This window comes from Accumulibacter sp. (genome assembly GCF_036625195.1).
Classification (GTDB): Bacteria; Pseudomonadota; Gammaproteobacteria; order Burkholderiales; family Rhodocyclaceae; genus Accumulibacter.
The window spans coordinates 4,571,043-4,590,047 of record NZ_JAZKUG010000001.1 but is presented as its reverse complement, the minus strand read 5'-3'; the positions used below and the strand labels follow the sequence as shown (position 1 = coordinate 4,590,047).

At 65.0% G+C, this 19,005-nt stretch carries 22 protein-coding genes; 16 read left to right on the top strand and 6 right to left on the bottom strand.

The window, feature by feature from the left end; genetic code table 11:
* Positions 1-64: 64 nt before the first annotated feature.
* The 5 genes from V5B60_RS20295 to V5B60_RS20275 all read left to right on the top strand — a co-directional run bounded on the left by V5B60_RS20295 (position 65) and on the right by V5B60_RS20275 (position 4,409).
* Entirely contained in the window at positions 65-874 is an 810-nt protein-coding gene (locus tag V5B60_RS20295; RefSeq protein ID WP_332349674.1) for an AAA family ATPase, read from the top strand.
* Positions 874-1,863, top strand: a complete 990-nt coding sequence (locus V5B60_RS20290) for a hypothetical protein (protein ID WP_332349672.1) — start codon at positions 874-876, stop codon at positions 1,861-1,863. The genes V5B60_RS20295 and V5B60_RS20290 overlap by 1 nt, the downstream gene beginning before the upstream one ends.
* Before the next feature lie 133 nt (positions 1,864-1,996).
* On the top strand, positions 1,997-2,635 hold the full coding sequence (locus tag V5B60_RS20285; RefSeq protein WP_332349669.1) for a DUF47 domain-containing protein: 639 nt from the start codon (positions 1,997-1,999) through the stop codon (positions 2,633-2,635).
* Between the two features lie 13 nt (positions 2,636-2,648).
* Positions 2,649-3,662, top strand: a complete 1,014-nt coding sequence (locus tag V5B60_RS20280) for an inorganic phosphate transporter (protein ID WP_332349667.1) — start codon at positions 2,649-2,651, stop codon at positions 3,660-3,662.
* 111 nt (positions 3,663-3,773) lie between these two features.
* A complete protein-coding gene (locus tag V5B60_RS20275; RefSeq protein WP_332349665.1) occupies positions 3,774-4,409 on the top strand; it encodes a DUF47 domain-containing protein in 636 nt (211 codons plus the stop codon).
* Between the two features lie 121 nt (positions 4,410-4,530).
* Here V5B60_RS20275 and V5B60_RS20270 read toward each other — a convergent pair whose 3' ends face one another.
* Positions 4,531-4,956, bottom strand: coding sequence for a universal stress protein (locus tag V5B60_RS20270; protein WP_332349663.1), 426 nt, complete (start codon positions 4,954-4,956; stop codon positions 4,531-4,533).
* 512 nt (positions 4,957-5,468) lie between these two features.
* Here V5B60_RS20270 and V5B60_RS20265 point away from each other — a divergent pair.
* On the top strand, positions 5,469-6,149 hold the full coding sequence (locus V5B60_RS20265) for a TIGR00153 family protein (protein WP_332349661.1): 681 nt from the start codon (positions 5,469-5,471) through the stop codon (positions 6,147-6,149).
* A 21-nt stretch (positions 6,150-6,170) separates the two neighbouring features.
* On the opposite strand, the gene V5B60_RS20260 is transcribed toward V5B60_RS20265, so the two are convergent.
* Entirely contained in the window at positions 6,171-6,407 is a 237-nt protein-coding gene (locus V5B60_RS20260) for a hypothetical protein (RefSeq protein WP_332349659.1), read from the bottom strand.
* On the opposite strand from V5B60_RS20260, the gene V5B60_RS20255 reads away from it, so the two are divergent.
* The 4 genes from V5B60_RS20255 to V5B60_RS20240 all read left to right on the top strand — a co-directional run bounded on the left by V5B60_RS20255 (position 6,387) and on the right by V5B60_RS20240 (position 10,803).
* The gene (locus V5B60_RS20255; protein WP_332349656.1) at positions 6,387-7,649 is read left to right on the top strand and encodes an inorganic phosphate transporter; all 1,263 of its coding nucleotides are present in this window, start codon (positions 6,387-6,389) and stop codon (positions 7,647-7,649) included. The two genes, V5B60_RS20260 and V5B60_RS20255, sit on opposite strands and share 21 nt — an antisense overlap.
* The gene (locus V5B60_RS20250) at positions 7,642-8,343 is read left to right on the top strand and encodes a serine/threonine protein phosphatase (protein ID WP_332349654.1); all 702 of its coding nucleotides are present in this window, start codon (positions 7,642-7,644) and stop codon (positions 8,341-8,343) included. Before V5B60_RS20255 ends, V5B60_RS20250 begins: the two co-directional genes overlap by 8 nt.
* Positions 8,340-9,860, top strand: a complete 1,521-nt coding sequence (locus tag V5B60_RS20245; protein WP_332349652.1) for a metallophosphoesterase — start codon at positions 8,340-8,342, stop codon at positions 9,858-9,860. The genes V5B60_RS20250 and V5B60_RS20245 overlap by 4 nt, the downstream gene beginning before the upstream one ends.
* Before the next feature lie 91 nt (positions 9,861-9,951).
* Positions 9,952-10,803, top strand: coding sequence for a hypothetical protein (locus tag V5B60_RS20240; protein WP_332349650.1), 852 nt, complete (start codon positions 9,952-9,954; stop codon positions 10,801-10,803).
* Between the two features lie 45 nt (positions 10,804-10,848).
* Here V5B60_RS20240 and epmA read toward each other — a convergent pair whose 3' ends face one another.
* Entirely contained in the window at positions 10,849-11,799 is a 951-nt protein-coding gene (gene epmA / locus V5B60_RS20235) for an EF-P lysine aminoacylase EpmA (RefSeq protein ID WP_332349648.1), read from the bottom strand.
* A 31-nt stretch (positions 11,800-11,830) separates the two neighbouring features.
* Entirely contained in the window at positions 11,831-12,400 is a 570-nt protein-coding gene (gene efp / locus V5B60_RS20230; protein WP_034934470.1) for an elongation factor P, read from the bottom strand.
* Between the two features lie 41 nt (positions 12,401-12,441).
* Here efp and epmB point away from each other — a divergent pair, with 41 nt between their 5' ends.
* The gene (gene epmB, locus V5B60_RS20225) at positions 12,442-13,482 is read left to right on the top strand and encodes an EF-P beta-lysylation protein EpmB (protein ID WP_332349645.1); all 1,041 of its coding nucleotides are present in this window, start codon (positions 12,442-12,444) and stop codon (positions 13,480-13,482) included.
* Here epmB and V5B60_RS20220 read toward each other — a convergent pair.
* Positions 13,404-14,378, bottom strand: coding sequence for a Mut7-C RNAse domain-containing protein (locus V5B60_RS20220; RefSeq protein WP_332349643.1), 975 nt, complete (start codon positions 14,376-14,378; stop codon positions 13,404-13,406). The genes epmB and V5B60_RS20220 overlap by 79 nt on opposite strands.
* A 189-nt stretch (positions 14,379-14,567) precedes the next feature.
* Here V5B60_RS20220 and V5B60_RS20215 point away from each other — a divergent pair, with 189 nt between their 5' ends.
* A complete protein-coding gene (locus tag V5B60_RS20215) occupies positions 14,568-14,924 on the top strand; it encodes a cupin domain-containing protein (RefSeq protein ID WP_332350662.1) in 357 nt (118 codons plus the stop codon).
* Here V5B60_RS20215 and V5B60_RS20210 read toward each other — a convergent pair.
* A complete protein-coding gene (locus V5B60_RS20210) occupies positions 14,842-15,258 on the bottom strand; it encodes a hypothetical protein (RefSeq protein ID WP_332349641.1) in 417 nt (138 codons plus the stop codon). The two genes, V5B60_RS20215 and V5B60_RS20210, sit on opposite strands and share 83 nt — an antisense overlap.
* Positions 15,259-15,371: 113 nt before the next feature.
* Between V5B60_RS20210 and V5B60_RS20205 the strand changes: the two genes are divergently transcribed.
* The 4 genes from V5B60_RS20205 (at position 15,372) to V5B60_RS20190 (ending at position 18,822) form a co-directional block, all read left to right on the top strand.
* The gene (locus V5B60_RS20205; RefSeq protein ID WP_332349639.1) at positions 15,372-15,737 is read left to right on the top strand and encodes a hypothetical protein; all 366 of its coding nucleotides are present in this window, start codon (positions 15,372-15,374) and stop codon (positions 15,735-15,737) included.
* Positions 15,738-16,528: 791 nt separating this feature from the next.
* Positions 16,529-17,887, top strand: a complete 1,359-nt coding sequence (locus V5B60_RS20200) for a trypsin-like peptidase domain-containing protein (RefSeq protein WP_332349637.1) — start codon at positions 16,529-16,531, stop codon at positions 17,885-17,887.
* 177 nt (positions 17,888-18,064) lie between these two features.
* On the top strand, positions 18,065-18,544 hold the full coding sequence (locus tag V5B60_RS20195) for a type II toxin-antitoxin system VapC family toxin (protein WP_332349635.1): 480 nt from the start codon (positions 18,065-18,067) through the stop codon (positions 18,542-18,544).
* Positions 18,541-18,822: a hypothetical protein gene (locus V5B60_RS20190; RefSeq protein ID WP_332349633.1), complete on the top strand. Its 282-nt coding sequence runs from the start codon at positions 18,541-18,543 to the stop codon at positions 18,820-18,822. The genes V5B60_RS20195 and V5B60_RS20190 overlap by 4 nt, the downstream gene beginning before the upstream one ends.
* Positions 18,823-19,005: the final 183 nt, after the last annotated feature.

The following is a 19,005-nucleotide window of genomic DNA, read 5'->3' as shown; positions in this document are numbered from 1 at the left end:
AGCCGCGCGGCGAGGGGAAGCAGCGGATGCCCAAGCAGCATGTGAGCTCGGGTTTCGTTGACCTTTGTCACAAAATGCCCCAATCAGTAAAAAATGGCCCATTTCATGGCCCGTCGCGAGCTCTCTGCGCCTTGCTGCCGTCCGGCGAAATGGCATAATCGTCGGCTATGCAAAACGTCATGAACAGGTTTTCAGGAAAGGCGGCCACATGCCATCGGTACCGGCGCGGGTGATTGCCGTCGTCTCGCAAAAAGGCGGGGCGGGCAAGACGACGGTCGCCATGCAACTCGCGGGTGGCTTTCACGCCATCGGCTCGTCGGTGCTGCTGGCCGACCTCGATCCGCAGGAAAGCGCCTTCCGCTGGGCCGAGTCGGTGTCGCTGCTCGATGTCGATCTGCAGCTCGACGTGCGCAAGATGTCCGGCCTGGAGCTGATCAAGCACGTCGCCGAGTTGCAGCAGGAAGCCGATTATGTCGTGCTCGACACGCCGCCGTCGATCTACCACCCTTCAACCCTGGCGGCGCTCGCCGTCGCCCACCTGGCGATCGTGCCGGCGGTACCCAGCCCGACCGACCTCTGGTCCACGCTGGCCGTCGAACGTCTGATCCTGAATCGCATGGAGCACAGTCATCGGTTGCATGGCTGCATCCTGCCGAATCGCGTGCAGAACACGGCGCTGGCAAGCGACGTGCTCGAACTGCTGCACGAATTCACCCTGCCGATCCTTGATGCGATGCTCTGCCAGCGGAACGCCTATGCGCAGAGTGCCGTCATCGGCGCATCGGTGTTCCAGCTTGGCTCCGGCGCCGACGCAGCGCAGAAGGAAGTTCGCAAACTCGTGGGCGCAGTACTTCAACAATTGGGAGAGCATTGATGACGACATCGTCAAGTGGCGACAGTGACAACAAGACAGCCTTGCGTGCCAGCCTGAAGAAGGAGGACGAGTCACTGGCCGAGCGTCTGGTGGCGACCGAGGTGCCGTTGGTCCCGGATCCGGCGCCGACGCCGGTGGCCGCTCCGGTTGCACCCGCGGCGAAGCGCACCGAAGTCCAGCCGGCAGGCAAGGCTGCGGCGCGCGCGGCAGCGAAGGCGGCGGCGCAGGCGGCGGCGAAGGAGAAGGCGGCGGCGAAGGAGAGGGCCACCAAGGAGAAGGCGGCCAAGGCGACGGCGGCCAAGGCGACAGCGGCCAAGGCGAAGACCGGCACGGCTGCGGCCAAGGATGCAAGCGGGTCGGCGGCAGACAAGCCGGCCGAGGGCAAAGCGGGCACGGCAAAGAAGGCTCCGGCGGCGAAGCCCGTCGTGGCGGCCAAGCCCGCCAGGACGGCGAAGCGCGCGGTCGCGGCCAAGGGCGCCGCGCCCGAGCCGGCGGCGCAACCGGCAACGGCCGTTCCCCCGCCGGCGACTGCCGCCGTCGGGTCGCCGGCGAAGGATGAGCAGCAACAGGCGGCCGCTGCCCGGCCACGCAAGACGAAGAGCGGTGTCGAGGCGGCGGTCAGCGCCGCCGGGGCGCAGGTCGCCGGCAAGGCAGCCCAGGTCGCGGCCGCGGTCGCCGAGATCGAAAAGGTGGCGCGCGAGCAGTTGGCGAAGAAGGCGGCGCAGGTCGATGAGACGGTCAGGGAGGTCGAGAAGGTCGCCAGGGACAAGCGCGACAAGTTGGTGCGCTATTCCGTGGAACTGCTGAAGAGCGAGGAGGCCGCGATCGAAGCCTTGCGTGCCGAGTTGGCACAGGCCGCCGGCTGGGCGGCGAGCAAGTCGGACATCCTGCGTGCCGGGGTGCGCCTCTTCGCCGAGCAGAAGGTCGAACAGATGAAGGAATTGCTGGCTGCCCTGGCGGAGGCGCCGAAGAGCAAGAAGAAGGGCTGATGCCCGGACACGGATGGCGCGTCGGTGAGCGGGTCGCCGACGAGTCGATGATCACATGATGAGGCCGGCATCGGGCCGGTATCGTTTTTCTGTCAAGAGGGGCTCGTGAGAGCTGTCAACCAAGGGAGGTCGTATGTTTAGTAGTTTGATGCCGCAACGCAAGGAATTCTTTGAAATGCTCGCTGCCCACTCCGAGCAGGTGGTCGCCGGAGCCAACGCCACCTTGCGCCTGATCAACAGCCTGGGCGACGGCAAGACGGACCTTGCGGGTCTCGTCAAGGAGGTCAATGATCACGAGCAGACCGGTGACCAGATCAAGGGCAAGGTCATCGAGCGACTGCATCAGTCGTTCACGACGCCGATCAACCGCGACCAGATCCACTCGCTGATCGACGATCTCGACATGACGCTGAACGTGCTGCAGAGCGTTGCCAACGCCGTCGGCATGTACAACATCAAGCAGTCGACGGTCGAGGCGCGCGAACTGGCCTCGCTCAGTGCCGATGCGTGCATGCGCCTGAACCGGGCGGTCGCCGCACTGGCCGACAAGACGCGTGGCGCCGAGACGCTCAACCTGTGCAAGGAAGTCGAGGAGATCGAGTCGAAGGCCGACAAGGTGCAGCACAAGGCGATCTCGGCGCTGTTCCAGGAAGGCGCCAACGTCTGGCAGACGATGAAGATGCGCGAGTTCTACTCGCTGCAGGAATCGGTCCTCGACTGCTGCCAGGAAGCGGCGAAGATGATCGAAGAGATCCTGATCGAGAATTCGTGAGAGGGCGCCGACAATGGAAGGCCTAACTATGAGCATCTGGACGCTGGGGGTGCTGATTGCAGTAGCCCTCGCGTTCGACTTCATGAACGGGTTTCACGACGGTGCGAACTCGATCTCGACGATCGTCGCCACCGGCGCGCTGACCCCGAAGCAGGCGGTCCTCTTCGCCGCGTTCTTCAACTTCGCCGCCCTCTGGATCTTCCAGCTGAAGGTGGCGGCGACGATCGGCAAGGGAACCGTCGATCCGCAGTTCGTCGATTACTACGTCATCTTCGGCGCACTCGTCGGGGCGCTGGCGTGGAACATCATCACCTGGTACTACGGCATCCCGTCGTCGTCGTCGCACGCCCTCGTCGGTGGCCTCGTCGGCGCGACGGTGGCGAAGGCGCAATCCGGCGCGCCGATCATCTGGCAGGGCTTCGGCAAGATCCTCGCCTTCATCATCATCTCGCCGCTGGTCGGGATGCTGATCGGTGGCTTGCTGATGGTCCTCGTCGCGTGGATCTTCAAGAACAAGTCGCCGCACCAGGCGGGCAAGTTCTTCAAGAGCGCGCAGCTTTTCGCGGCCGGCGCCTACAGCCTCGGCCATGGCGGCAATGACGCGCAGAAGACGATCGGCATCATCTGGCTCTTGATGATCACTGCCGGTATCGCGACCAAGGACCAGTCGACGCTGCCGATGTGGGTCGTCTATTCGTGCTACTTCGCGATCGCCTGGGGCACCTACCTCGGGGGCTGGCGGATCGTCAAGACGATGGGCACCAAGATCACCAAGCTCAATTCGATCAGCGGTTCGTGCGCTTCGATGGGCGGTGCGATCACGCTCGGACTGGCGACGCTCGGCGGCATTCCGGTGTCGACGACGCACACGATCACCGGTGCGATCATCGGTGTCGGCGCCGCCAACGACGTCAAGGCCGTCCGCTGGGCGATCACCGCCAACCTGTTCGTCGCCTGGGTGCTGACGATTCCGGCTGCCGGGCTGATCGCGGCGATCTTCTGGTGGCTCGGGACCAAGTTCATGTAGATCGCCAGCGGATCGTCGGGGAGAGTCGCGTCGGCAACGGCGCGCCTCGCTGTCCGGCCGCAGGGATCACCAACGAAGGTCGTCAGCACAGTCATTCAAGGGAGTTATCCAATGTTACCCAAGCGGAAAGAGTTTTTTGACCTGCTCGCAGCGCACAGCGAGCGGGTCGAGGCCGGCGCCAGCGCGATGCTGCGGCTGGTCAACAGTCTCGGCGTCAGCAAGAAGGATGTCGCCTCGCTGGTCGAGGAAATCAACATGAACGAGTCGAGCTCGGACAAGATCAAGGCCGACATGATCAACCTGCTGCACAAGGCCTTCGTCACGCCGCTCAACCGGGACCAGGTCTACCAGTTGACGCTCGACATCGACCGCATCATGAACACCGTCCAGGATGTCGCGATGGCGGTCAGCGATTACGGCATCGACGAGGCCAGCAGGGCGTCGCACGAACTGGCGGCAATGAGCGTCGACGCCTGCTCACGCCTGACGCGCGCGCTCGCCACACTCAACGACGATGCGCGCAGCAAGGAGACGATGGGCCTGTGTCAGGAGATCGAGCGCATCGAGGAGAAGTCGGTCGCGGTCATGTACGGAGCGATCAAGGCCCTGTACGACGCCGAGGGCGACGATGTCGCCGCAATGCGCGCCCTGCGCATGCAGGAACTCTATGCCCTGCAGGAAAAGGTGCTGCGGGCGAGCAAGAAGGCGGCGCAGTCACTCGAGGGAATCCTGCTCCAAACTGCTTGAGTCCCCGTCTCGCACAGGCAGGACGCCCCGGCAGCGGGGCGTCTTTTTTTGCCGGGACGGCCGTCACGCGGGCGCGGCACGCCGGCCTGCCGAGCGACCAGGCGGCGGCTGCGCGGCGGCTTTACTTGACGAGTGTCACCGGCAGGTCGCTCAGATGGAGAACGCGGCTGCTGACCGATCCCAGGACGATGCTCGACACCGCGCCGAGACCACGGGTTCCCATGATGATCGCGTCGCAGCCGGTCTCGCGGGCGACGCGGGCGATCGTTTCGGCCGGCGGACCGATCTCGACGATCGCTGTGCAGGCCATGCCGGCAGCACTGAGGATCTGGCCATCCGCCTGCAGGATGTCGCCGCCGTGACTTTCCTCGATCGCCTCGACTTCTTCCTTCTGCAGCACGCGGCGCACGCGCCAGGTGTCGACCTCCGGCTGCACGTTGAGCAGGACGGCTTCCAGCAACGGGTGGATGTGGGCCAGAGCGACGACGTGCCGCACGGCGCGGTGAGCCGCGGCTGAGCCGTCCACGGGGACAAGGGCCTTGCGCATGGCGAGTTCCTCCTGCGAACGCGGTGGCGAAAAGTCGCCTTGATCAATCGGATGCAAACGGCCAACTCTAGCACGAGGCTTTTTTGCCGTGGGGGGGTTTTCGCCCTGTCGAGAGCGACGGCTGTTTGCTTCGATCGGCGCCCGCAGTGCGCGTTCGGCGTCCGCTCGCGGCTTGCACCGGTGGCGCGCGTGCTACCGGGCGTTCCGCGCGATTGATGCGGGGTGTCGCGACGCTCATGACCGCAAGGCTGGCCGTTTCCGGCCGCCAGCCCGAGCCCTGCGAGTGCGCCAAGTCTTTGAGCCTACGGCTGTTGCGCCGCGGGGATGACGGGCCATGACGGGAGTGGCCGGCACCATTTTCCTGCCCATTCGGATTACAATCGGCTGTCGTCGGTTGTGCTCCTCAGACAGAGCGTCACAGATTGTCTACGGCCGACGAACTGCTGAAGGCGCGCTCGCCGCCCGCTCAGCGGTCTGTTTTTCGGCTCCTTGCCCGCGAGAAAGGGAAGCCCATGTTGTCCGCCAGCCCCATGGCCGCGCTGTTTGGCAAGTCGCCGTTCAAGCCGCTGCAACAGCACATGCGCTGCGTCATCGATTGCGTGCGCGAAGTGCCGCCATTGTTCGAAGCGCTGATCGGGCGCGACCAGAGGCAGGTGAGTGAGCAGAAGGTCCGCATCTTCGGCAAGGAGAACGAGGCCGATGCGATCAAGAACGAGCTGCGCGTTCATCTGCCGAGGAGCCTGCTGCTGGCCGTGGACCGGCGTGACCTGCTCGAGCTGCTGGCGATGCAGGACGCGATTGCCGACGTCGCGCAGGACATCGCCGGCTTGCTCGTCGAGCGGCGGATGGAGGTGCCGGAAGGAATCACCGAACCCCTGCGGCGCTTCGTCGCGCGCTGCGTCGCCACCTGTGAACAGGCGCACACGATCATCGAGCAGCTGGATGAACTGCTCGAGACGGGCTTCCGGGGCCGCGAGGTCGACAGGGTCGAGGCGATGATCGTCGAGCTCGGTCACATGGAAACCGATACCGACGTGATGGCCATCTCGTTGTCGCGGGCCTTGTTCGCTCTGGAGGACAGTATGCCGCCGGTGTCGGTGATGTTCTGGTATCAGTTGATCCAGTGGCTGGGCAACCTGGCCGACTACGCCGAGAAGGTCGGTGACCGGCTGCGGCTGATCATTGCCCGTTGACGGGAAAGTCGCGTCGGCGACTCACGCATCTCCCTTCTCGCGGGCACGGGAGAAGGGCCGGGGATGAAGGGAATCGGTCATGACTTTCATCATCCGGGGTGTCGCTACCGTCATGACCGTCAGCTGGTTCAACTTTCGGCCGCGACGATGATGACCGTCCGGCCAGCGTCGGACCTGTGGCAGCAGGCTCCGGCTCGCGGTCTTTTCCCGCGGCTCTATCGGTAAGGGTTTCATGCGATGGAAATCATCGAGCAGCATTCGACGATCCTCTATGTCCTGGCGTTTTCCCTGGGTCTTTACCTGTGCTGGGGCATTGGCGCGAACGACGTTGCCAACACCATGGGAACCTCGGTCGGGTCGGGAGCGATCAGCGTCAGACAGGCGCTGATCCTCGCCGCGATCATGGAACTGGCGGGCGCCTACCTCGCCGGGGGAGGGGTGACGGCGACGGTCTCCAAGGGCATCATCGATGGCAGTCTCTTCGCGCCGGTGCCGCACCTGCTGGTGTTCGGCATGATCGCCGCGCTGCTCGCCGCCGGCCTCTGGTTGATGGTGGCGACGATGCGTGGCTGGCCGGTGTCGGCGACGCACGCGATCGTCGGTGGGGTTTGCGGTGTCGGTGTGGCCGCACTCGGCTTCGAGGCGGTGAACTGGGAGACCATGAGCGAGATCGTCGCCAGCTGGTTCATCTCGCCGCTGCTCGGCGGAGTCGTCGCCTGGTGCCTGACGCTGAGCATCCGCAAGCTGATCTTCAACACCGAGAAGCCCGTCGCGCAGGCGCGCCGGTGGGGGCCGATGTACGCTTTCCTCGTTGGCTGGATCGTCTCCCTGGTGACGATCAGCAAGGGACTCCAGCATGTGAGCATCGTCTTGAGCAGCGTCGAGGGCCAGCTGCTTTCGGTCGCGATCGGTGTCGGTCTGGCGATCCTGGCGCGGCTGATGATGAACCGCATCGAACTCGACGAGCGGGATGACCGCAATTTCCACTACGCCAGCGTCGAAAGACTGTTCATCCCGCTGATGGTCTTCACCGGCGCGGCGATGGCCTTTGCCCACGGCTCGAACGATGTCGCCAACGGCATTGGTCCGCTGGCCGTGGTCGTGCAGATCATCGAGACGCAGTCGGTGTCGGCGAAGTCGGCGGTGACTCCGTTCATGCTCTTCATCGGCGGCATCGGCATCGTCGTCGGCCTGGCGACCTATGGCCACAAGGTCATGGCGACGATCGGTCGCGGGATCACCGAGCTGACGCCGACGCGCGGTTACTCGGCGACCGTTGCCGCTTCGGTGGTGACCGTCGCGGCCTCCGGCATGGGATTGCCGGTGTCGACGACGCACATCGCGGTCGGCGCCGTGATGGGCGTCGGCATTGCGCGCGGCATCGGCGCACTCGACCTGCGGGTGATCGGCGGCATCATCCTGTCCTGGTTCATCACGGTTCCCGTCGGCGCCATCCTGGCTGCGCTCACCTTCTACCTCCTGAGGAGCATCTTTGTCTGAGCTCGGCGCAATGCAGGCGGGCGGCGATGCCGCGGTCGCGGAACGCCTCGGTGTGGCCGTCCCGGCGACGTGGCCGGGGTGCACCGAGGCGATCGAGTCGCTGCAGGTCTTCAAGGGGATCGGGTTTCCGGCGGATGTCCGTTTCCGCCAGATCCTCGTCACCGGGCCGCCGGGAGCCGGCAAGAGCACGCTGATCACGCGCCTTGGCGGCTGGTCCGAGGAAGGCTATCTCGACCTCGGTCGCAAGCACTGGTGGCGCTCGGAGATCCTGGCGGTACGCCCGCGCGAAATCCACATCGGCCTGCCCTTCGTCGGCATCGACGAGGCGGTTTCGGTTTTCGACGCGCAGTTCCTCGATCGCGATCCCTTGCCGCAGGTCGACTTCGCACGCATCACGCTGCCGCCGCGCAAGCGTTTCTTCTTCACCGTCGACTGGTACCGGCGCTACGTCTTCGAGTTCCTCCTGCCGCCGGCGGGACTCGTCTTCGCGCGGCGCCAGGTTCGCGCCCGGCACAGCACGCATCCCGTGGACGCGCAGCTCAGCCTCGCCATCTGCGAGGCGCAACGCGAAATCTTCCGCCAGCTGGCGGTGTTCATGCACGCCCAGGGGTTCCACGTCTACGTCCGCGAGGGGATCGAGAACCCGCCCCTGCGCCTGGTCGACTCGACGCCCACGCCCACGCCCACGCCGTGAACACCCTTGCCACGCGCCGCCCGCTGACGCTGCACGGCCTCTGGCTGCGCGTGAAGGCGATCGTCGCCCGGCTGGGTTTCGGCTGGGGTCACAATCTCAAGCTCGGCGATACCTACCGTCTCGGCAGCAGCAAGGTGCGCGTGCCGCTCGACAGCGGGCCGATCGAGATCAGCCTCGGAATGAACGACAAGCGCCTGCATGTCTACCCGGAGGTCCGTCTCGACGAGCGCGGCAAGGCGATTCGCAACGGCAACTTCGTCATCGTCGATCCCAGCGCGCATCCCGGCAGGATCGGCGGCTTCCTCCGCCTGACACCGAAATCCTGGGTCTCGCTGGGCTCGGCCGATGCGCTGCAACAGGCCGTTTTCGACTATCCGGCGGCGGTCGACGAGGAGCACCTGGTCCTCATCCACAGCCGGGATGCCCTCGTTTTCCGCAACCTGAGCGATATCGGCACGGCGATCGGGCCGGCGGTGGCCGATGTCACCGCTGCGCGCGGCAGCCGCTTCCGGCGCCTGCGCCAGATTCTCGGCGGGCCGATCGGCCTGATGCCGGCGGCCGATGCCCTGGCACTGCTGCAGGCGGTGAACGAGCTGACGCGGCAGGATCCCTACCGTCCGCGGAGCGATCTCGGAACGCCCGGCGGCCTCGTGCTGCTGCCGCGATCGCTGACGCCGATCCTCGTCGCCGACATGCACGGGCAGGTCGACAACCTGCTCACCGTGCTCAGCCAGAATGCCTTCCTCGACGCGCTCGAGGAGGGCAGCGCGGTGCTCGTCATCCTCGGCGACGCGGTACATAGCGAAGTGGATGGACAGTTGCGCGAGATGCAGAGCTCGATGCTGCTGATGGACCTGATCTTCCGCCTCAAGCTGCGCTTTCCGCGCCAGGTCTTCTACCTGCGCGGCAACCACGATTCGTTCTCCGAGGACATCGCCAAGGACGGCATCCCGCAGGGACTGCTGTGGGCGAAGGAACTCGGTGACCAGCGCGGAGCCGTCTACCTGCGCGCCATGGAGGAGTTCTATCGCCAGCTGCCCTACGTCGTTTCTTCCGACGACTTCGTCGCCTGTCACGCGGCAGCGCCCAAGGCTGCGGTGAGCCTGCCGATGCTGGTCAACGTGCATCGCCACCCGGAGCTGGTTCTCGAGCTGATCAACAACCGCCTGCGGCGGCCGAACCGGCCGCAGGGCTATGGCCGCGGCGACGTCAAGCGCCTGCGCCGCTCGCTGCAGCTCGACAAGCACACGCCGTTCATCGTCGGCCACACGCCGATGGATCGCGAGGGCACCCTCTGGCTCAACGTCGACGGCATCACCAACCACCATGTCCTGTTCAGCGCCCATCCCGAGCACGTCGCCGTGTTCACCCGGGTGGAGGGCGTGCTCCTGCCGCTGGTCTACCCGGTGGACGCCGTGAGTTCGATCCTCAACGGGCTGGAAGACGAAGACACCAGCCAGGTCGTGCGCCGATCGTCGCGCGCCGGCCGCGAGGCCCGGGTGCGGGTGAACGAGTGACGCGCCGTGGCCCCGCCTGTTTGCCTGCCGGTGGCGGCTGCCGCAGCCGCCGGCATGCTGCGCGGGATACATTTCTGGAGGTAGTGCGCTGATGAACTGGTTTCATGAACTCGGCTCACTCGAGCTGGCCGCCTTCGTCGTCGGCGTCGTCGCCCTGCTGTCGATCGTCGGCGTCGCGCTGGTCGCACCACGCGTGCGCTCGTCGCGGCTGCACGAACACTTCGACAACGGCACCATCGCCGGCCTGCTGTCGGCGCTGATCGGCGTTTACGCGGTGGCGGCCGGCCTGACGGCCGTCGCCGTGTGGAGCAACCTCGTCGATGCCGGCAGTGACGTCAGTCGCGAGGCGGCGGCGATCGCCGTCCTCTACCACGATCTCGGCGGCTATCCGCCGCCGGTCCGGCAACAGGGGCGGCGGGCGCTGATCGCCTACACCAAATACGTCATCAACGTCGAGTGGCCGCTGCACCAGAAAGGCGAACTGCCGCGCGATACCTTGCGCATCATCGACAAGGCGCAGCAGGCGCTCGTCTCCTTCGAGCCGGTGAGCGAGGGGCAGAAGATCCTCCAGGCGCAGGTGCTGCGCTCGTACAACCAGCTGCTGCAGGCGCACTGGCAGCGCCTGCAGGCCGTCCGCGACACGGCGCTGCCGGCGGAACTGTGGATCGTCGTCATCCTGCTCGGCGCGATCGCCATCTCGTCGTGCTTCCTGCTGCGCGTCGACAGCTTCACCATGCATGCGACCGTGACCCTGCTGGTGGCGGCGCCGATCGCCCTCGTGCTCTATTTCATCGCCGTCAGCGACCACCCGTTCCAGGGCGGGATCAACGTCTCGTCGGCGCCCTATCGCGAGGTGCTGGAGAAGATGCTGCTGGTTGCCGAGGTCGAGGCCGAGGAGAGCGCCGAAGCCGCTGCGCCCCCGCCTCCGCCTCCGGCGCAATGAGGGCGGCAGGGCTGCAGGGTTGCGGCCGGTACTGTCCGACGCTGTTCAGTGGCGGGCGAAGGGGAAGGGCAGCACTTCCTGCAGCGATTCGGCACCGAGCGCCAGCATGAGCAGCCGGTCGAGGCCGAGGGCGACGCCGCTGCAATCCGGCAGGCCGCTGTCGATGGCGGCGAGGAAGTCCTCGTCGATCGCCACCGCCGGCAGGCCGAGTTCGTCGCGCCGCCGCAGGTCGGCGGCAAAGCGGCTGCGCTGTTCGCCGCCGTCGAGCAACTCGTGGTAGCCGTTGGCGAGTTCGACGCCGCGAAAATACAGCTCGAAGCGCGCCGCCACCGGCTGCCCGTCGGCGTCGCGGCGCAGGCGGGCGAGCGCCGCCTGTGATGGCGGGTAATCGACGACGAAGCACAGTTCGTCGCGCCCGAGATGCGGTTCGATGACGGCGCTCATCAACAGCTCGAGCCAGGTGTCGCGGTCGGCATCGTCGAAGGCGGGATCGGCGTGCGCGCGCGCCGCCGCGCGCAGCGCGGCGCTGCTGCAGGTGAGCGGGTCGAGCGCGAGATGCTGGCGGAAGAGATCGCGATAGCGGTGGTGGACGCAGCCCAGCTCACCGAGCGCCAGGCGGGCGACGGTGGCGACCTCGGCCATCAGCTCTTCCGGCGTGAAAGCGACGCGATACCACTCGAGCAGGCTGAACTCGGGGTTGTGCCGGCGGCCGAGCTCGTTGCCGCGAAAGACGTGCGCGATCTGCCAGATCGAGCCGCTGCCGCCGGCCAGCAGGCGCTTCATCGCGTATTCGGGCGAGGTCTGCAGGTAGCCGTAGCCGGCGACGGCGAGGCTTGCGAGCTGCGGATCGGTGACCGTCGCCGGGCAGAGCTGCGGCGTGTCGACCTCGAGCAGGCCCTGCGCCGTGAAGTAGGCGCGGATGCGGGCGACGATCTCCGCCCGCCGCCGCAGGTTGGCGAGCGGTGCGCTCGCCTGCCAGGCAGGCGGGGTGGGCATCAGGCGGCCGCGGCCGGCCGGCCGGCAGCGATCAGGACTTGACGCGCGAGACGTACTCGCCCGAGCGCGTGTCGCACTTGATGATCTCGCCCTCGTTGACGAACAGCGGCACCTTGACCGTGGCGCCGGTCGACAGGCGGGCCGGCTTGGTGCCGCCGGTGGCGGTGTCGCCGCGGATTCCGGGTTCGGTCTGGACGATCTCGAGCTCGACGAAGTTCGGCGGGCTGACGGCGAGCGGCGCGCCGTTGTACAGGGTCACCGTGCAGGTGTCCTGCTCGCGCAGCCAGAGCGCCGCATCGCCGACGGTGGCGCTGCTCGCCTGGTGCTGCTCGAAGTTCTCCGGCTCCATGAAGTGGAAGAACTCGCCGTCGTTGTAGAGGTACTGCATGTCGCGGTCGATGACGTCGGCGCCCTCGATCGAGTCGCCCGACTTGAAGGTCTTTTCCCAGACGCGGTTGGTCTTCAGGTTGCGCAGCTTGACGCGGTTGAAGGCCTGCCCCTTGCCCGGCTTGACGAACTCATTCTCGAGAATCGTGCAGGGATCGCCCTCGAGCATCACTTTCAAGCCGGATTTGAATTCGTTGGTAGAATAGGTCGCCATTGGATTTCCTGATGAGACGGTCAACATCGATGAAGGGCGCCATGATAGCGCGAAGCCCGGCCGATGGGCAGGGGAAGGACGCCGGCGAACCCTGGCAACGGGCGCTGCAGACCGTCATCGGCGATGTCGATGAACTGCTCGCCGTCCTCGGCCTGGCGCGGCGCGACGTGGACATCGACGACGATGACGACGACGGGCAGGCTTTCGCGCTGCGCGTCCCGCGCGCCTTCGTCGCCCGCATGCAACCGGGCCGTGCCGACGATCCGCTGCTGCGCCAGGTGCTGCCGCTGCGCGCCGAGCGCCTGCCGCTGCCGGGCTTCTCCTGCGATCCACTGGCCGAGGCGCAGGCGATGCGCCAGCCGGGGCTGCTGCACAAGTTCCACGGCCGCGTCCTGCTGCTCGTCAGCGGCCACTGCCCGATCCACTGCCGCTACTGCTTCCGCCGCCACTTCCCCTACGCCGCGACGCAGCCGGCGCGCGGCGATTGGCAGCGGGTTTTCGACGGCATCGCCGGCGACCCGTCGATCAGCGAGGTGATCCTCTCCGGCGGCGATCCGCTGTCGCTCCCCGATCGGCAACTGCAGTGGCTGATCGACGGCCTCGCCGCCATCCCGCAGCTCCGCCGGCTGCGCCTGCACAGCCGGCTGCCGGTACTCATTCCGCAGCGCGTGACGGTGCGACTGGTGCAGCTGCTCGCCGACTGCCGCCTGCCGGTCAGCCTCGTCATCCATGCCAACCACGCGCAGGAACTCGACGAAGCGGTGGCGGCGGCGCTGGCGCCGCTGCGCCGCGCCGGCGTCACGCTGCTCAACCAGTCGGTGCTGCTCGCCGGCGTCAATGACCGGCTCGATACCCTGTGCGCGCTCTCCGAGCGCCTCTACGCCATCGGCGTGCTGCCCTACTACCTGCACCTGCTCGACCGGGTTGCCGGCGCCGGCCACTTCGCCGTCGCCGACGAGCGCGTGCACGAACTGCACGCCGGGCTGCTCGCGCGCCTGCCCGGCTACCTCGTGCCGCGGCTCGTGCGCGAAGTGGCGCAGGCGCCGTCGAAGGTGCCGCTGCCGCTCGTCGCCGCCGGCTGAGCCGCTGCCGCCGTCGCTGCGCCGGGGTCGGCAGCGGCGGCAGGCGCGGAAGGGGTGGCGGCGGCGAGCACGCGCTGCAGGCGCTCGCGCAGCCGGCGCCAGTGGCTCCCCTGCCAGTAGATGCGCGCGCAGCCGCTGCAGCGCTGGAAGGCGTGCTGGCGCTCGCGGACGCGCTCGGGCAGGGCGTCCTCGACGAGTGCCCTGGCGACCGGCAGCAGCTGTGCGTTGCAGACCATGCAGCGGGAGAAGGGCTGCACGCTGCCGGCGAGATCGAGACGGGCGACGATCTCGCGCAATTGCTCGTCGGGCTGCTGCGCATGGACATGGCAGCCGTGCACGATCGCGCGCCTTTTCAGCAGGTCGCGGTCGCGCGTCAGCACGACCCGCCCCTCGCTCGCGGCGATCTGCTCGATTTCGCGATCGCCGAGCCGATTGTCGTAGAGCGTGTCGAAACCCGCCAGGCGCAGCAACCGCGCCAGCGCGCCGAGATGGGCGTCGGCGACGAAGCGGGCGGCGGGCAGCGGCGGCCGGATGCCGAAGGAGACGAAGACCGGATAGACCGCCACCCGGTCGCCGGCGCACAGCCGCTGGTCGAACGCGGCCGCTGCGCCATTCACCAGGATCAGCGCCACCTCGGTATGCGGCACGCCGCAGCTCTCGATCAGGTGGCGGAGCGGGACATCGGCGGCGCAGGCGAGCGCGAAATCGCGCTGCCGGCGGTCGACGGCGATGAAATCGTTGAGTTCGGCGTAGAAGCGCAGGTGGACCATCGCCGGAACAGTATAGCAAGCAGGCGGCCTGCTGCCGGACCGGCGTTCGCCGCCGGCGCGGTGTCGCAGGCGGCGGATTTCAGGTATCGTCAGCGCCTCATCGATCCATTCACCCACCGGGAGCACGGCATGTCGCCTGAGGCCAGCGAGCCATTCGAGCAGATCAGCCCGCGCGTTCGCCGGCTCCTGCTGGTCAACGGACTGACGACCGTCGAGGAGGTCATCGCCTGTCATCGCAGCGGCGAGCTGTCGAAGGTGCCCCTTCTTGGCCGAATGGCGGTCGAGGAGGTCGAGAACGCCTTTCTCGCCCGGCCGATGCGGCAGCCGTACGCCGGCGTCGAAGCCTACGTCACCGCCGACGGCTCGCTGATCCGCGAGCTGATGCATCCGGGCGTGCATGGCAACCGCAAGCAGAGCCTGGCCGAAGCCACCGTCGCCGCCGGCGCCAGCACCCGGCTGCACCGGCACCTGCTGAGCGAGGAGATCTACCACGTCACCGCCGGCGAGGGCGATATGATCCTCGGCGCGGAGTCGTTCCCGATCCGCCGCGGCGACACCATCTGCATCGCGCCACGAACCCCGCACCGCGTCAGCGCATCGGCCAGCGGCCCGCTGATCCTGCTGTGCTGCTGCTCGCCGGCGTACGCGCACACCGACACCGAACTGCTCTAGCTCCCTGATCGGCCAGGATGCTTCCCTGGTGCGTCAGGATGCTTCCCTGACCGATCGAGATGCTTCCCTGATGCGTCAGGATGCTTCCCTGATCGATCGAGATGCTTCCCTGATGCGTCAGGATGCTTCCCTGACCGACCGAGATGCTTCCCTGATGCGTCAGGATGCTTCCCTGATCGACCGAGATGTTTCCCTGATGCGTCAGGATGCTTCCCTGACCGATCGAGATGCTTCCTTGGTGCATCAGGATGCTTCCCTGACCGATCGAGATGCTTCCCTGATGCGTCGGGATGCTTCCCGGGTCCGTCGGGATGCCTTCCCAGCGTTCGAGCATCGCTGCCGCGTTCGTCAGCCAGGCGGCGCATTGACACGACTGCCGGCGGCAACCTACCATCTTCGCAGAGGGGCAATCCGTCCCTCGTGACTTCATCTTCGTGGGGGAGTGACATGGCAAAGAACGAAACAGTCCGTCTGCCGCAGGAAACCAGACAGGCCGATGAGGAGGCCTTTCTCGCGCTCAAGGCGATCGCCGGCTACAGCCCGGCCAACCAGACGTACAGCCTGGCAACGGTGACCGCCCGCTACGACGCCATGCGCGCCGCCGAGGAAGTCGAGCTGCGCGCGCAGAATGCGTTCGACGCCGCCCGCGATGCGGCGATTGCCGCGCAGTGGGAACACCACAACCTCATCCTCGGCGTCAAGGACCAGGTCATCGCCCAATTCGGTGCCGATTCCAATGAAGTCGCTTCGCTGGGCCTGAAGAAGAAGTCCGAGCGCAAGGCACCGGCCCGCAGCGGCAAGGCCGGCAAGTAGTTCGGCGTCCGCCCGAGCACAGCGCGTCGACGATGGCGGGGGAAAGGACGTGGCACCTCATCCCCCGCCGGATCGAAGCCGAGTGCCATCGGTCGTTCGTCCGGTTGAACGGCCGGCGCCGGGCGATTTGTCTTCCGCGGCTCGCTGGGGGCTGAAGTGCAGGGACGCGCTGGCTTCGTGGCCACCGTCGGCGCAGTCCGATTTTTTGCCGTCAGTGGCGAGGGGATTGGCTATCTCATCGACAACTCAAAGAGTGGATTGAATCTCTTTGACACAAATGGCAGATAGATGGGCTTTACCACGTAATTGGGGAGGTGTGTGTGGACTGGCTGAAACTCGTTGGCGTTTTGGGGGCATCTATCGTAATGGTTGTCGGCCTTTGGCTCGTGTTCGACAGGCTCAAAGCTAAGGATCAGGGTTTCGGGCCCAATTCTCTGAAGGCACTTGGGATCGTTCTCTTTATTCCCACGCTCGTAATCTTGGCGCTCGTAGTCAATTTCAGTCTTGAAACGCTTGCGGCTCTTCTAGGAACTGTCGCTGGTTATGTTCTTTCTCACGGGAGGCCCGATGACAAGTAGCCTAGCCGCCGCATGCTGGGCGACGCGCGCAAACGCACCGCGAGCGCCTGCTGCGCAAGGTGGGACCTCTGACAAAGCTGGTTCGTAGTACTAATCTTCTCTATAGTAGTCTCATGTGCCAGAGGCCTCGGTCTTGGTGCGTAAGTGGCTTGCAGCGTTGGCCCATGACCAAAGCTTAGTAGATGACCGTAATCCGTTGCAAAGGACATTAATATGCGCTTCATCTTAGCTGGACTTTTTGTTCTTGCCTCGAATTCCCCATTGGCGCAGACTGGTTACGAACCGAGTTTTGGTCTTGGGGCTTACTATCAAGGCTTAGAGCAAGCCAATCGGGAATCCCAACAGCAACAAGAATTAATCCGGAGAGCCCTCTTACTCAAACTCGAGTTGGAAAAGCAACGTCAACCTGAGGAACAAAGAGGGCAACGTGAGCGCGAACGACAGGAGGCGCTTCAGCAACAGGCGAAGGCCAACGCCCGAGCGGAGGCCGTTCGCCTGCAGGAAGAGGAAAGGATGCGTGCCGCAATAAGTACCGGAACCGGCTTCTTCGTTTCGAATGATGGTTACCTTGTCACCAACAACCATGTCGTCGAAGACAAGGACAACCACGCTATACGAGATGTCCAGGGGCGCTTCTACAGGGCCAACGTTGTAGCGTCGGATCCGAAGCGTGACCTAGCGCTCTTGCGCGTTCGGGTCACCGGCAAGTTTGCCACCTTACCTGTAGCTGATTCAAGGTTGGTCAGAAAGGGTCAGAGGGTGATGACCGTCGGCTACCCCAACATCAGCATCCAAGGCAATGAATCCAAGGTGACAGACGGAATTATCAGCAGTTTTTCAGGGAGTAGGAATGATGACGAGTGGTTCCAGATTTCGGTTCCAGTTCAGGGCGGAAACTCTGGGGGTCCATTAGTAACAGAGTCTGGAACTGTCGTGGGGGTGGTGGTTGCCACGGCGAATGCGGAGAAATACTACTCATCCTCCGGCAATCTGCCCCAGAACGTCAACTACGCAATCAAGTCGAACGTCTTGAATGATTTTCTTGCTGAAAATGGGCTTTCGGCAACCGCGAAGAAAGACTCCCGCAAGAGGACAATCACCGAAGTGGATCGGGCGACGGTCCTAGTCATCGCAGGAACCGACCTAAACGGCCTCCCGTATCAGTCCTTGCGCACCCCGGCAGCGCTGGATCAGTCACGAGCCGACACACGGCAAGTTCCGGCGCGACCCGAAGCCTCAGCTCCGAAGTCAACAAGCGATGTCCCTCGGAGGAGAGAAAATGGCACTCCGAACCCATCCGCGCCGGGCTCCTCTACAGCTCCGACAGCAGCGGCAGGTACTCAAGGATTGGTCGCGCTGCCGCCAGAAGCCGACGCAGCTTGGGCGCGGAAAGCGGTAGCTGCTATGCGATTCGCAAGAGAAAGTGGGTGGTATGCGGAAAAGTTCGTTCGGATGTCGGGGTCTGACGGATATGTCCTTCTGTGTGCAAACCGATTGGTAACGGTACGATGTAATTTCCCAAGAGGCGGTTATCTAGATCCAATGTCATCATGCAAAATGGAAGCTGAGTAGGTCCTTGAGCAAGAGAGAAGGCGGCCGGGCTCAATCAACGGCCTATCCGCTTGTTTCATCGAAATCTCTTTCTGCGGCGTCAAACTCAGCATCAAAATAATAGAGGACAGACCAAGGCAGTAATAGGGGAGCACTAATAGGGGACAGACCACGATTTCCCGATCCAAGGCAGAAATCATGAAGCGAAAAATCTACATCGAAACCTCGGTCATCAGCTATCTGACGGCTCGACCGAGCACTGATACCATCAAAATGGCATGCCAGCAGATTGCGCGGCTGTGGTGGGACGCCGGACGTGTATCGGTTGCGGCTTTTGTTTCACCGTACGTCGTTGATGAGGCTGGCGCGGGCGATCCGCAAGCTGCCAGAGAGCGCATCGAAGCGCTGCGCAGTATTCCCGTTTTGCCCATAACGCCCGAGATCATTGAGTTGGCCGAATTCCTGGTTCTTGGCGGCGGGCTGCCACCGAAGGCTCGTCTTGATGCCCTGCACATCGCCTGCGCGAGCTATCATGAGATCGACGTCTTGATCACTTGGAATTGTACGCATATCGCCAATCCAGCAAAGTTACCGGTGATGCGCGGTTTGTGCGCCGCTAGAGCTTACAAGCTACCGGAAGTCGTGACGCCCTTTGAGTTGATGGAGGTATCACAATGACTGCAACCACAGGCTGGCAAGACCCTGTTGTGGCTGAAATTCATGCCACACGCGAACGCCTTGCGGAGCAATATCAGCATGACTTGCTCGCTTACTCGGAAGCAGCCGAGGCGCATTGTCGCGCATTGGGGCTCATCATGGCCGAAGACCAGCGTCGTGCGGCGGAGATGGTTCGTGGGGGTCTCGCGGTTGTTGATCGGGCCCACCCCGGCAGTGCAGCGGACGCGGTGAGATCTGTGAGTGAGCAGCAGGGACCAGAAATGGGGGGCAAGGAATAGGGCAAGGAATAGGGTCCAGACCACGTTTTGTTTGCTCGCTTGGTGGACGCAAAGGCTGGACTATGCACTTCTTGTCTCGCGCGCAGTCTGGCAAGAATGCGCTGCGGGTGACCCGGATGCCGCGCGGAAGCGACTTGTCGCACTTGATGGAATATCGGTACTGGCCGTGTCGCGGTCGAGGCG